This is a genomic window from Mycobacterium sp. ML4 (genome assembly GCF_054515735.1).
In genome coordinates, this window is sequence record NZ_JBTNSY010000052.1 from 1 (window position 1) to 13317 (window position 13317).

Sequence of the window (13317 nt, forward strand, 5' to 3'; positions counted from 1 at the left end):
GGTTGGTTGCATGCGCCCGCCGAATCATCCCAACGGAGGGAGAACGCGCGTTGGCCCTTGACTCTGGTGCCGTGCGCATCGCGAACTGCTCCGGTTTCTACGGTGACCGGCTGTCCGCGATGCGCGAGATGCTCACCGGCGGCGAAGTGCACTACGTCACGGGCGACTACCTCGCCGAACTGACCATGCTGATCCTGGGCCGCGACCGGATGAAGAACCCCGCGCGCGGCTACGCGAAGACCTTCCTCACCCAGCTCGAAGAGTGTCTGGGCCTGGCGCACGAGCGCGGGGTGCGCATCGTCACCAACGCCGGTGGCCTCAACCCCGCCGGGCTGGCCGAGGCGGTGCGCGCGCTGGCCGAGCGCCTGGGCATCCCGGCGCGCGTCGCCCACGTCGAAGGCGACGACCTGCAACCGCGTGCGCAAGAGCTGGGCCTCGGGACGCCACTGACCGCCAACGCGTACCTGGGCGGGTGGGGCATCGCCGACTGCCTCAATGCCGGAGCCGACGTCGTGGTCGCCGGCCGGGTCACCGACGCCTCGGTGATCGTCGGATCGGCCGCCGCACACTTCGGTTGGGGCCGCACCGACTACGACAAACTTGCGGGCGCCGTGGTGGCGGGTCACGTGATCGAATGCGGCACCCAGGCCACCGGCGGCAACTTCTCGTTCTTCCGGGAAATCCCGGGGATCGCCGACCTTGTTCTTCCCGGCTTCCCGCTGGCCGAGGTCTATGACGACGGCTCCTCGGTGATCACCAAGCATCCCGGCACCGGCGGCCTGGTCAGCGTCGACACCGTCACCGCCCAGCTGCTTTACGAGATCACCGGGGCCCGATACGCCAACCCCGATGTGACGGCCCGGATGGACAGCATTCAATTGACGTCCGACGGTCCAGACCGGGTGCGCATCAGCGGCGTGGTCGGCGAACCGCCACCGCCTACGCTCAAGGTGTCGCTGAACAGCATCGGCGGCTTCCGCAACGCAATGACGTTCGTGCTGACCGGGTTGGACATCGACGCCAAAGCGGAGTTGCTGCGACGCCAGCTCGAGGCCACGTTGACGGTCAAGCCGGCCGAGCTGGAGTGGACGCTGGCCCGCACCGACCACCCTGACGCCGACACCGAGGAAACCGCAAGCGCATTGCTGAGGTGCGTGGTCCGCGACCCGGAGCCGGAGCATGTGGGGCGCAAGTTCTCCGCCGCCGCAGTCGAATTGGCGCTCGCCAGCTATCCAGGCTTCACCTCCACCGCCCCGCCCGGTGATGGCCAGGTGTACGGCGTCTACACCCCGGGCTACGTAGACGCCCGGCTGGTGCCGCACATCGCCGTACACGCCGACGGCACCCGCGTCGAAATCCCCTGTGCCACAGAGACTCTGACCTTGGAAAAGGCGACCGATCCGGAGCTGCCGGAGCCGCTGGCCGGCGGGCGCACCCGGCGGGCACCGCTGGGCCTGATCGCCGGCGCCCGCAGCGGCGACAAGGGCGGCTCGGCGAATGTCGGCGTGTGGGTGCGCAGCAACGACGAATGGCGTTGGCTGGCCAATACGCTGACCGTCGAATTGCTGCGGAAGCTGTTGCCCGAAGCGGCCAACCTGCCCGTGACGCGACACGTACTGCCGAACCTGCGAGCGGTGAATTTTGTGATCGAGGACATTCTCGGGCAGGGCGTCGCCTACCAGGCACGCTTCGACCCGCAGGCCAAGGGGCTGGGTGAATGGTTGCGCAGCCGTCATGTCGAGATTCCGGAGCAACTTCTATGAACATCTGGACCACACCGGAACGCGAGCAACTGCGAAAGACGGTGCGCTCGTTCGCCGAACGCGAGATCCTGCCCAACATCGACGAGTGGGAACGCACCGGTGACCTGCCCCGTGAGTTGCATCGACGGGCCGGTGAGGCGGGGTTGCTGGGTGCGAACTTCCCCGAGTCCGTCGGCGGGGGCGGCGGGGACGGTGCCGATGCCGTGCTGATCTGTGAGGAAATGCACCAATCGGGTGCTCCGGGCGGCGTTTTCGCGTCACTGTTCACCTGCGGCATCGCGGTGCCGCACATGATCGCCTCGGGTGACCAGCGGCTGATCGACACCTACGTGCGCCCCACGCTGGCCGGGGAGAAGATCGGCTCGCTCGCCATCACCGAACCCGGCGGCGGCTCGGACGTCGGACACTTGCGGACCTCGGCGGTCAAAGACGGCGACCACTACGTGATCAACGGCGCGAAGACCTACATCACGTCCGCGGTGCGCGCCGACTTCGTGGTGACCGCCGTGCGCACCGGCGGCCCCGGCGCGGCCGGGGTGTCGCTGATCGTGGTGGACAAGGGCACCCCGGGCTTCGAGGTCACCCGCAAGCTCGACAAGATGGGCTGGCGTTCGTCGGACACCGCGGAGTTGTCCTACACCGACGTGCGAGTGCCGGCCGAGAACCTGGTCGGCGTGCAGAACACCGGCTTCGCCCAGATCGCGCAGGCCTTCGTGTCGGAGCGCATCGCCCTTGCCGCGCAGGCATATTCGAGTGCGCAGCGCTGCCTGGACATCACCGCGCAATGGTGCCGCGACCGGGAGACCTTCGGGCGCCCGTTGATCTCGCGGCAGCCGGTGCAGAACACGCTGGCCGAGATGGCCCGGCGCATCGATGTCGCCCGGGTGTACTCGCGCAGGGTGGTGGAGCGCCAGCTCGAGGGTGAGACCAACCTGATCCCGGAGGTGTGTTTCGCCAAGAACACCGCGGTCGAGGCCGGGGAGTGGGTGGCCAACCAGGCCGTCCAATTGTTCGGCGGCATGGGCTATATGGCCGAGAGCGAGATCGAACGCCAGTACCGGGACATGCGCATCCTGGGCATCGGTGGGGGAACCACCGAGATCCTGACCGCATTGGCCGCCAAGCTTCTCGGATACCAGTCATGACCCTGTTGAAGTCCACGCTCGATCCGAACGGTCCCGCCTTTTCCGAAGCTGCCGCCGCGACCACGACCAAGCTCGACGAGATCGCCGCCGAGTTCGCGAATGCCATGGCGGGTGGCGGCCCCAAATACGTTGACCGCCACCACGCGCGCGGCAAGCTCACCGCACGAGAACGCATCGAATTGCTTGTCGACCCCGACTCCCCGTTCCTGGAATTGAGTCCGCTGGCGGCCTGGGGCAGCGCGTTCAAGGTGGGTGCCAGCACGGTCACCGGAATCGGCGTCGTCGAGGGTGTCGAGTGCATGATCGTGGCCAACGACCCGACCGTCAAAGGCGGCACCAGCAATCCGTGGACGCTGAAGAAAATCCTGCGGGCCAACCAGATCGCGTTCGAGAACCGGCTTCCGGTGATGTCCCTGGTGGAGTCCGGGGGTGCCGATCTGCCGACCCAGAAGGAGATTTTCATCCCGGGCGGACGGATGTTCCGCGACCTGACCCGGCTCTCGGCCGCCGGGATTCCGACCATCGCGCTGGTATTCGGCAACTCCACCGCCGGTGGCGCCTACGTGCCAGGCATGTCCGACCACGTGGTGATGATCAAGGAACGCTCCAAGGTGTTCCTGGCCGGCCCCCCGCTGGTGAAGATGGCCACCGGCGAGGAATCCGACGACGAATCCCTGGGCGGCGCCGAAATGCACGCTCGCATCTCGGGTCTGGCCGACTACTTCGCGCACGATGAGCTCGACGCGATCCGCATCGGGCGCCGTATCGTGGCCCGGCTGAACTGGGTCAAGCAGGGCCCGAAACCCAAGCCGGTCACCGAACCGCTGTTCGACACCGAGGAACTGATCGGCATCGTGCCCGCCGATCTGCGCGTCCCGTTCGATCCGCGCGAGGTGATCGCCCGCATCGTCGACGGCTCCGCCTTCGACGAGTTCAAGCCGCTGTACGGCTCGTCGCTGGTGACCGGTTGGGCGCAGTTGCACGGCTACCCCATCGGTATTCTGGCCAACGCGCGCGGCGTGCTGTTCAGCGAAGAATCCCAGAAGGCTACCCAGTTCATTCAGCTGGCCAACCGCTCCGACACGCCACTGTTGTTCCTGCACAACACCACCGGCTACATGGTGGGCAAGGACTACGAAGAGGGCGGCATGATCAAGCACGGCTCGATGATGATCAACGCCGTCTCGAACTCCACCGTCCCGCACATCTCCCTGTTGATCGGCGCGTCGTACGGCGCGGGGCACTACGGCATGTGCGGCCGCGCCTACGATCCCCGCTTCCTGTTCGCCTGGCCCAGCGCCAAATCCGCGGTGATGGGCGGTGCTCAACTCGCTGGGGTGCTGTCGATCGTGGCGCGCGCCGCCGCCGAAGCCCGCGGCCAGCAGGTCGACGAGGAGGCTGATGCCGCGATGCGGTCCGCTGTCGAGGGGCAGATCGAGGCCGAGTCGCTGCCGCTGGTGCTGTCCGGCATGCTCTATGACGACGGGGTGATCGACCCGCGCGACACCCGCACCGTTCTGGGAATGTGTCTGTCCGCCATAGCCAATGGCCCGATCAAGGGGACGTCGAATTTCGGCGTCTTCCGGATGTGAGCTTCATGGGGATCACGAGAGTACTGGTTGCCAACCGCGGCGAGATCGCCCGCCGGGTGTTCGCCACCTGCCAACGACTGGGTGTGGGCACCGTCGCCGTCTACACCGAGCCCGACGCCGCCTCCCCGCACGTCGCCGAGGCCGACGCCCGGGTGCGGTTGGCGCAGACCAATGACTACCTCAATGCCGAGGCCATCATCGCGGCGGCACGCGCCGCCGGCGCCGACGCCATCCACCCCGGCTACGGATTCCTCTCCGAGAACGCCGAATTCGCGGCAGCTGTGCAGGAAGCGGGTCTGACCTGGGTCGGACCACCGGTCGACTCGGTGCGTGCGATGGGTTCCAAGATCGAGTCCAAGAAGCTGATGTCGGCCGCGGGCGTACCGGTGCTCGAGGAACTCGATCCGGACACCGTGACCCGGGCCCAACTGCCGGTGCTGGTCAAGGCATCCGCCGGAGGCGGTGGACGCGGAATGCGTGTGGTGCGCGAATTAGATTCGCTGGCAGCCGAAGTCGAGGCCGCACAGCGAGAGGCGCAGTCCGCGTTCGGCGACCCGACGGTGTTCTGCGAGCGCTATCTGCCCACCGGGCACCACATCGAAGTGCAGGTGATGGCGGACACCCACGGCACGGTCTGGGCCGTGGGTGAGCGGGAATGCTCCATCCAGCGTCGCCACCAGAAGGTGATCGAAGAGGCGCCCTCACCGTTGGTCGAACGCACGCCGGGGATGCGCGAGAAGCTGTTCGAGGCCGCCCGGCTGGCCGCCGGCGCCATCGGCTACACCGGCGCCGGGACGGTCGAGTTTCTGGCCGACGATAACGGCGAGTTCTTCTTCCTGGAGATGAACACCCGGCTGCAGGTGGAGCACCCGGTCACCGAGGAGACCACCGGCCTGGACCTGGTCGAGTTGCAGCTCGACGTCGCCGGCGGTGGTCGCCTGGGCACCGAACCTCCCTCAGCACAGGGATATTCGATCGAGGCGCGACTGTATGCCGAGGATCCCGCCCACGGGTGGCAGCCCCAGGCCGGCACCGTGCACCGCATTCACGTGCCGTCGGTGCGTGCCGAGTTCAGCTCGCTGGGGCACCGGACCGGGATCCGGCTGGATTCCGGAATCGTCGACGGCTCGGTGGTGTCGATCTTCTACGACCCGATGCTGGCCAAGGTCATTTCGTACGCCCCGACTCGCCGGCAGTCGGCGCTGGTGCTCGCCGACGCGCTGGCCCGTGCCCACGTGCACGGTCTGCGCACCAACCGCGAACTGCTGGTGCACGTCCTGCGTCACCCGGCCTTCCTCGACGGCGCCACCGACACCGCGTTTTTCGACACGCACGGCCTGGCCGAATTGTCGGCGCCGCTGGCCGACACCGCGACCATGCGGGTTTCGGCGATCGCGGCTGCGCTGGCCGACGGAGCGCACAACCGCGCCGCCGCCGGCGCATTGGGGTCACTGCCCAGTGGGTGGCGCAACCTGTTCTCGGGGTATCAGGTCAAGACCTACCGGGACGACACCGACACCGAGCAACGCGTCGAATACCGTTTCACCCGAACATCTCTGGCGCTGCCGCACGACCCGACGGTACAACTGGTGTCCGCGTCACCGGAGGAAGTGGTGCTGGCCGAGAACGGAGTGGCCGTCAGCTATGCCGTCGCCCGGTTCGGGGACGACATCTACGTCGACTCCGCGCGTGGGCCCGTGCACCTGGTGGCCGTGCCCCGGTTCCCCGAACCGGGCTCGGCCGTCGAGCAGGGTTCTCTCGTTGCACCCATGCCCGGCAACGTCATTCGGATCGGCGCCGACGTCGGCGCCACCGTCACCGCCGGCCAGCCGCTGATCTGGCTGGAAGCCATGAAGATGGAGCACACGATCACCGCGCCATCCGACGGCGTGCTCACCCAACTCAATGTCGCAGCAGGCCAGCAGGTGGAAGTGGGCGCAGTGCTGGGAGTGATCGCAAGCGCGGCGCTGGGGGCACCTCCCGCTTGCGGGGGACCGGGCGCAGCGGGTCACGACCATCCCGGCCTGGCACGCGTGGAAGCACCTGAATCAGAAGGAGATCCGTCATGACCGATACCAGCTTCATCGAAAGCGAAGACCGCCAGGCGTTGCGCAAAGCAGTGCGCGAGTGGGTGTCCAGCTATGGCGCCGAGTACTATCTGAAGAAGGCGCGCGCTCAGCAGCACACCACTGAATTGTGGTCGGAGGCAGGCAAACTCGGCTTCCTGGGGGTCAATCTCCCGGAGGAGTACGGCGGCGGCGGTGCCGGCATGTACGAGCTCGCGCTGGTCATGGAGGAGATGGCGGCAGCGGGCAGCGCGCTGCTGCTGATGGTGGTGTCACCGGCGATCAACGGCACCATCATCAGCAAGTTCGGCACCGAGGAGCAGAAGAAGCGCTGGGTTCCCGGCATCGCCGACGGCACGCTCACGATGGCGTTCGCCATCACCGAACCCGACGCCGGATCCAACTCGCACAAGATCACCACCACCGCCCGCCGGGACGGCAGCGACTGGATCCTCAAGGGCCAGAAGGTCTACATCTCCGGTGTCGACCAGGCCCAGGCCGTTCTGGTCGTGGGACGCACGGAAGAGGCCAAGACCGGCAAGCTCCGGCCGGCGCTGTTCGTCGTGCCCACCGACTCCCCCGGCTTCACCTACACGCCGATCGAGATGGAACTGATCAGCCCCGAACGGCAGTTCCAGGTCTTCATCGACGACGTGCGGCTGCCGTCGGACGCGCTCGTCGGAGCCGAAGACGCCGCGATCGCACAGCTTTTCGCGGGCCTGAACCCCGAACGCATCATGGGTGCGGCCAGCGCCGTCGGCATGGGCCGGTTCGCGCTCGACCGCGCCGTCGACTACGTCAAGACCCGTCAGGTATGGGGTGCGCCCATCGGCTCGCACCAGGGTCTGGCGCACCCGTTGGCGCAGTGCCACATCGAGGTCGAGCTGGCCAAGCTGATGATGCAGAAGGCCGCCACCCTCTACGACCACGGCGACGACGGCGGCGCGGCCCAGGCCGCCAACATGGCCAAGTACGCGGCCGCCGAGGCGTCCACCCGGGCCGTCGACCAGGCCGTGCAGTCGATGGGCGGCAACGGGCTGACCAAGGAGTACGGCGTGGCTGCCATGCTGACCTCGGCCCGGCTGGCGCGGATCGCACCGATCAGTCGCGAGATGGTGCTCAACTTCGTCGCGCAGACCTCGCTGGGCCTGCCCCGCTCGTACTGATGGACACACTCGTTGAGTACTCCCGACAAGGCCTGGCTGCCAAGCTCACGCTGAACTCGCCGCACAACCGCAACGCACTGTCGACCGCTCTGGTCACTCAGTTGCACGAGGGCCTGCGGGCGGCCGCGGCGGACCCGACGGTACGGGTGGTCGTGCTCGGCCACGCCGGCGGCACCTTCTGCGCGGGAGCCGACCTCAGTGAGGCGGGCGGCGGCGACCCATACGAGCTGGCGGCGGCGCGCGCCACGGAGATGACCGCACTGCTGCGCGCCATCGTCTCCTCGCCGCGGCCGGTGATCGGCGCCATCGACGGCCACGTGCGGGCGGGTGGGTTCGGTCTGGTCGGTGCCTGCGACATGGTGGTGGCGGGGCCGCGCAGTACGTTTGCTCTGACCGAGGCTCGCATCGGCGTCGCGCCGGCGATCATCTCGCTGACACTGCTGCCGAAGCTTTCCCCGCGGGCCGCCGCACGCTATTACCTCACCGGCGAAACCTTCGGCGCCAGCGAAGCCGCCGAGATCGGTTTGATCACCTTGGCCGCCGACGACGTGGAGGCTGCGGTGGCCGGTCTGGTCGCCGACGTCGGCCGCGGATCACCGCAGGGCCTCGCCGCATCGAAGGCGCTCACCACCGCTGCCGTCCTTGCGGGCTTCGACCGCGACGCCGAGCGGCTTACCGAGGAGTCCGCGCGGCTGTTCGTATCCGACGAGGCGCGCGAGGGCATGATGGCGTTCCTGCAGAAACGCCCTCCCAGCTGGGTCGCCGCGACCGGTCCAGCCCCCTGACTCGAGCCCCCCAGCAGCGGGGAAGGTTGCAGTTTAGCCAACCCCCCTTGCAGCAAAACTGGGAAGTCGTAAGCTCGCTGGTGAGATGACCAACCCAGCCCAGCGCGATGTGAAGGCCACGCGTGACGAACTGTCCCGCGCCGAGGACACCGATCGCATCCAGATTGCGCAGTTGCTGGCCTACGCGGCCGAGCAGGGCCGCCTCCAGCTCAACGAGTACGAAGACCGGCTAACCAAGGCCTACGCAGCGACCACCTATCAGGAGTTGGACCAACTGCGGGCCGACCTGCCCGGCACCGCGATCAGTCCGCGGCGCGGCGGCACCTGCAATCCGGCACCGTCCACCCTGCTGCTGGCCATCATGAGCGGGTTCGAACGCCGCGGTCGGTGGAACATCCCGAAGAAGCTGACCACCTTCACGTTCTGGGGCAGCGGCGTCATCGACCTGCGCTATGCGGACTTCACCTCCACCGACGTCGAGATTCGCGCCTACTCGATCATGAGCGCGCAAACCTTTTTGCTGCCGCCCGAAGTCAACGTCGAGATCAAGGGCCGCGGAGTGATGGGCAACTTCGACCAGGAGGTGGTGGGCGAGGGCACCCGGGGCGCACCGACGGTCAGGTTCAAAGGGTTCTCGCTGTGGGGCAGCGTCGGCATCAAGCGCAAGGCACGCAAAGCCCATAAGTGGTAGCAATCGCAAGTGCAGTAGTGGCCGAGCCCAGCGGATGGCCCCCATCCGGCAGCAGACGTAGCTCCCGAACAGCTGATCAAGCAATTCTGCGATGACACGACCGGCATAGCTCTGTTACCAAACCCATCGCGTGTGGTGTTCGTACACCCGCGCAACCGGCCTTCGGCAGGAATTCCCCGCGCCATCGTGGCAAACTTCCTCGATGCACTCGACAACGCTGGCGGCCGATCGCCCCGGATCATGGCGGACCTGACGTGGCGCAGCCAGCGGGAAATACTCTCGGCGGCCTGGGCAGCTCAGAACTGATCACTGATCGCCGAGGCCTGGTTTTGTTCGTGTCCTGCGCAACTACATTTCTGCTTGGTGTTGCTGCGACGGCAATCAACCCCGTATTGGAGACGCTCACAAACAAGCTTGGCCTGTCCGGGGCCCAGCTGAATTTATCGGTGAGCATCTACCCAATGATGGTGGCCGCTCTAGTGATAACCGGCGGAAATTTGGGTGACCTATTCGGCCAGCGCAGAATCCTGGTGGTAGGCCTAGCCGTATTCGGCCTGTCCGCATGCATTGTCGCGACAGCCGGCGCACCGTGGGTTCTGATAATCGGCCGCGCGATCCGCGGAGCTGGCACCGCGATACTTCTACCCGCTTCTACTGCAGTATTGCGTGTCGCGTATCCTCCTGCGCAACAGGGCTTTCCGTTGGGCATTTGGGGAGCGGTTGGCTCGTTGTCGTTCACGACATCGCCCTTGTTCTCCGGTTGGCTCGCCGGGATCACCGGCTGGTCCTCGATGTGGTGGATTTCGGCCTTCCTATCCGCGGTGATAGCCGCGCTGGCATGGTGGGGCTTGCGAGACTTACCCACGCCGACCCCTCTCCCGTCCGGAAAGCGGCTGAACACCGCCGGGGTCGTATTGCTGGCGATCTCATTGTCCGCTCTGCTGCTCGCGCTGACCCAGGGTCCGCGGTGGGGCTGGGCGTCAAGATGGTCGATTATTGCTTTTGGGTGTTCGGCATTGGCGATGTTCTTGCTGACCCTAGCCGAGCGCCGGGTCGCTCAACCGTTGCTGGATCTGAAATTGATGCGCTTACCCAGCACTATTGCGGCCGCAGTTGTCACCATGCTGAATATCGCTACGACACTGGGGATACTCTATTTCGTCAATCTGTTCAGTCACGCAAACGTCATGATGGGGTTTTCCACACTCACCGCAAGCTTTGCGTTGCTGCCATTTGCTGCATGCTCATTCACGGTGTCCACCTTGGCCGGCAGGTATTACGACCGCCACGGATACCAGAAGCCGGTGGCCATAGGCCTTTTGATGATGAGCGCTGGCACCGTCCTTCTCGGCGTCGCCGGCACCCTGAATTCCTATGCGGCTATGGTCGTACCGCTCCTCCTCGCCGGGATCGGGGTCGGACTGACCGCAGGGGCTCCCTTCGCGATCGGTCTGCAAGGGGTGCGATCCGGCCAGGCTGGTGCACTATCGGGAATCCTGAGCGCCTTTCGCTACCTGGGGGCCGCATTCGCGATAGCGATAGGCACGTTGATTTATACCGGCGTCGCTGAGATCGATTTAAACGCCCACATGCTCGCACTTGGCGTTCCGCACGCCACGCTCGGACAGCTCGACGCTCTGCTGAGTGCTCCTGCGGCCAGGTCGGCCGACGTGCGCCGCCAACTTGGACTGACGTCCGCCGATGACGCGGCATTTCGGGAAGCTGAACTGCACGGACTCGACCACGGCTTCGCGACCGCTTTTGCCGTTCTCGGCGGTACCTGTTTGCTCGCCGCAGCTGCCTGGCCGAAGCTGATGCGGCGGACCACTGAGCTGCAGACCAATCGCCGACTACCCGGTGAGTAGCACTGAGTGTCGTCATCGGGAAGCGCACGCAGCACACGGATTTGGCGCTCTGCCGCAGCGCTGAGTCCCAGCTGACTGAGGGCACTTCAGGTGCAATCGCCGAACCGAAGCGCCGCAATCCACGACACAACTCGCGCGCAAATGCAGACCAGCGACACTGCGCGGCTGAGGCAACAGGTGGCTGCCGGAAACCGCTGGCCGCAGAAAGGACTGATCCACAACGCCATTCCAAGTGAGTGGCCCTCCTGTCTTCTGCGGTGCCAGGCTTTTCCGAAAGTCGCATCGGCGGAAGGCGAATTCCAGTGGCACCAGAATTGCGGGCGATTCCTGACGCGCTGTCCCAAGCGAGTGTCGAACTGGCCGATCAGGGCACCACGCTGATGGACTTGCAGATGTCATGTCACCGAGACGCCGACGACGCACGGCGCGGATGGGTGGGGTCGTCGGCCGCGGCGCTGGCGGGCTTGCTGGATCGGTGGGGAGCAGACACCGCCGCACAACTGGCCCGGTTCGGCGAGCACGCCAACGGCCTGCGGTTCGCGGCTGCCGGCTTCATCGAGATGGACCACCACCACGCCGCCGTTCTTCAATGACACTGACCCTGGCCGATATCGAGCGCTGGGATCCCGCAGCCATCACCGCGGTCTTCGCTGCCGCGGTCGCGCGCGCTCACGGAACCCGCACGGCATCGGCGATGATCACCGAATTGATGCGGCTGCTGACCTTTGGTGGCCACACCGCGGAGGCGGCACGCGCAGCGACCGGTCGGACCACGATTGTGCTGGACGATCACGCAGACGCCTGTGCCGCGGTCGCGCAGGCAGCCGAACAGTCCGCCGAGGAGGTCGCCACCCTCAAACGGCAGCTGCAGGGCCTGCGCGACGGTGCGCGGGAATGCCATCTGGTGATCGATGAAGCCGTCGCCGTGGCACTACCACCGTCGAACCTGCTGGCCTTTCCCGCTGCCGAGCAACAGGCCATACTCGATGCCGCGGTGCATTTGACCGAGGGTTTGCGTCAGTTGCTGGCAGATGCCGAGCGCGCCGACGAGGACCTCGCTGCCGCAATCCGCGGCGCTGACGGTGACCTCCGCAGCGATCAGGTCGAGGCGCAACTGCGTCATCATCGATCGGACATGCCGCAGCTGCCGCCGCTGGGCGCCGATCCGGGCACCGTCGCGGCATGGTGGCATGCGTTGACACCAGGGCAACAAGACCGGGCCAGGCAGTGGTCTGCAGACACGCTGCGAAACCTCGACGGCATTCCCGCCACCGTCCGGAGTGAATTGAATCTGCCTGTGCTGCAACGAGAGCTGAGCCGGCTGCAGCAGGGCTGGATCGACTCGTACGGATGGCACACCGACCCGGGCAAGCTGGCGGACCTCACCGCGTTGCGGGACACCCTGGCCGCGCAGCCGGACACCAGTCTGCTGCTACTGGACACGGCAAGCACCCCCGGAAAGGTACTGGCGGCGGTCGCCGTCGGCGACGTCAACAACGCCGAGCGGGTGGCGGTCACCGTGGGCGGACTATCCACCCGGGTAAGCGCCAGCACCTCTGGCATGGTGCGTGACGCGGCATCTCAGCGCAAAGCGGCGCAACTGCTGCGCCGCAACGCGGGAATCGCCAATCCCGACGCGGTCGCGTCGATTGCGTGGCTCGGATACGACGCGCCCGACAGCCTGCGGGATGTGGCTCACGACTGGCTTGCGCGCGACGGCGCCCGCGCCCTGAATCGTTTCTATCGTGGGCTGGCCGCGGCCGGCAATGTCGCGGACTCGCACATCGTCGCATTCGGCCACTCCTACGGTTCGTTGACCACCAGCCTGGCCCTCCAGCAGGGTGCGCCGGTCAGCGATGTGGTGCTCTACGGTTCGCCCGGCGCCGAACTCGACGACGCCACGCGGCTGGGCGTCGCACCCGGCCACGCCTTCTATATGATCGGCGCCGACGACGTTGTCGCCGAACTCATTCCGGGGTTCCGGGCGTTCGGACCAGCCCCGCAGGACGTGCCGGGAATGACCGAATTGTCCACCACAACCGGATACGCGCTGAGCGGCCGGTACGGCGACGGCCTACTGCATGAACGAGCCTTCGGGCATACGGAGTATGAAGGCCCGGGCAGCAACGGAAACCTCCGCATGAGTGCCTACAACCTCGCGGTCGTGCTGGCGGGACTCCCGAAAGACCTCATTACGCCTTTCGTGGCCGGCCTGAACCGGCGGCCCGGCTAGCGGTGCCGACA

10 protein-coding genes are annotated in these 13317 nt (G+C 66.6%); all 10 read left to right on the top strand.

Features of this window, described 5'->3' with window-relative positions; genetic code table 11:
* The first annotated feature begins 71 nt into the window (after nucleotides 1–71).
* The 10 genes from ACX9NE_RS28760 to ACX9NE_RS28805 all read left to right on the top strand — a co-directional run bounded on the left by ACX9NE_RS28760 (nucleotide 72) and on the right by ACX9NE_RS28805 (nucleotide 13306).
* Complete coding sequence (locus ACX9NE_RS28760) at nucleotides 72–1763, top strand: acyclic terpene utilization AtuA family protein (protein WP_459360072.1); 1692 nt, start codon at nucleotides 72–74, stop codon at nucleotides 1761–1763.
* Nucleotides 1760–2908, top strand: coding sequence for an acyl-CoA dehydrogenase family protein (locus ACX9NE_RS28765; RefSeq protein ID WP_459360042.1), 1149 nt, complete (start codon nucleotides 1760–1762; stop codon nucleotides 2906–2908). The genes ACX9NE_RS28760 and ACX9NE_RS28765 overlap by 4 nt, the downstream gene beginning before the upstream one ends.
* 2 nt (nucleotides 2909–2910) lie before the next feature.
* Nucleotides 2911–4500, top strand: coding sequence for an acyl-CoA carboxylase subunit beta (locus tag ACX9NE_RS28770; protein WP_459360073.1), 1590 nt, complete (start codon nucleotides 2911–2913; stop codon nucleotides 4498–4500).
* Between the two features lie 5 nt (nucleotides 4501–4505).
* Nucleotides 4506–6569: an acetyl/propionyl/methylcrotonyl-CoA carboxylase subunit alpha gene (locus ACX9NE_RS28775; RefSeq protein ID WP_459360043.1), complete on the top strand. Its 2064-nt coding sequence runs from the start codon at nucleotides 4506–4508 to the stop codon at nucleotides 6567–6569.
* Nucleotides 6566–7732 carry an acyl-CoA dehydrogenase family protein gene (locus ACX9NE_RS28780; protein ID WP_459360044.1) on the top strand — a complete coding sequence of 389 codons (1167 nt, stop codon included), beginning with the start codon at nucleotides 6566–6568 and terminating at the stop codon, nucleotides 7730–7732. Before ACX9NE_RS28775 ends, ACX9NE_RS28780 begins: the two co-directional genes overlap by 4 nt.
* Nucleotides 7732–8517, top strand: coding sequence for an enoyl-CoA hydratase family protein (locus ACX9NE_RS28785; RefSeq protein WP_459360045.1), 786 nt, complete (start codon nucleotides 7732–7734; stop codon nucleotides 8515–8517). The genes ACX9NE_RS28780 and ACX9NE_RS28785 overlap by 1 nt, the downstream gene beginning before the upstream one ends.
* 85 nt (nucleotides 8518–8602) lie before the next feature.
* Nucleotides 8603–9208, top strand: coding sequence for a DUF1707 SHOCT-like domain-containing protein (locus ACX9NE_RS28790; RefSeq protein ID WP_459360046.1), 606 nt, complete (start codon nucleotides 8603–8605; stop codon nucleotides 9206–9208).
* A gap of 254 nt (nucleotides 9209–9462) precedes the next feature.
* The gene (locus ACX9NE_RS28795) at nucleotides 9463–11073 is read left to right on the top strand and encodes an MFS transporter (protein ID WP_459360047.1); all 1611 of its coding nucleotides are present in this window, start codon (nucleotides 9463–9465) and stop codon (nucleotides 11071–11073) included.
* Nucleotides 11074–11375: 302 nt separating this feature from the next.
* Nucleotides 11376–11666 carry a WXG100 family type VII secretion target gene (locus tag ACX9NE_RS28800; RefSeq protein WP_459360048.1) on the top strand — a complete coding sequence of 97 codons (291 nt, stop codon included), beginning with the start codon at nucleotides 11376–11378 and terminating at the stop codon, nucleotides 11664–11666.
* Nucleotides 11663–13306, top strand: coding sequence for an alpha/beta hydrolase (locus tag ACX9NE_RS28805; protein WP_459360049.1), 1644 nt, complete (start codon nucleotides 11663–11665; stop codon nucleotides 13304–13306). The genes ACX9NE_RS28800 and ACX9NE_RS28805 overlap by 4 nt, the downstream gene beginning before the upstream one ends.
* Nucleotides 13307–13317 lie beyond the last annotated feature (11 nt).

What these genes read in the sequence shown, in the direction of transcription:
- ACX9NE_RS28805 (WP_459360049.1), top strand. Translation starts at nt 11,663, where the DNA reads ATGACACTGACCCTGGCCGATATCGAGCGCTGGGATCCCGCAGCCATC.
- ACX9NE_RS28790 (WP_459360046.1), top strand. Translation starts at nt 8,603, where the DNA reads ATGACCAACCCAGCCCAGCGCGATGTGAAGGCCACGCGTGACGAACTG.
- ACX9NE_RS28765 (WP_459360042.1), top strand. Translation starts at nt 1,760, where the DNA reads ATGAACATCTGGACCACACCGGAACGCGAGCAACTGCGAAAGACGGTG.
- ACX9NE_RS28780 (WP_459360044.1), top strand. Translation starts at nt 6,566, where the DNA reads ATGACCGATACCAGCTTCATCGAAAGCGAAGACCGCCAGGCGTTGCGC.
- ACX9NE_RS28785 (WP_459360045.1), top strand. Translation starts at nt 7,732, where the DNA reads ATGGACACACTCGTTGAGTACTCCCGACAAGGCCTGGCTGCCAAGCTC.
- ACX9NE_RS28775 (WP_459360043.1), top strand. Translation starts at nt 4,506, where the DNA reads ATGGGGATCACGAGAGTACTGGTTGCCAACCGCGGCGAGATCGCCCGC.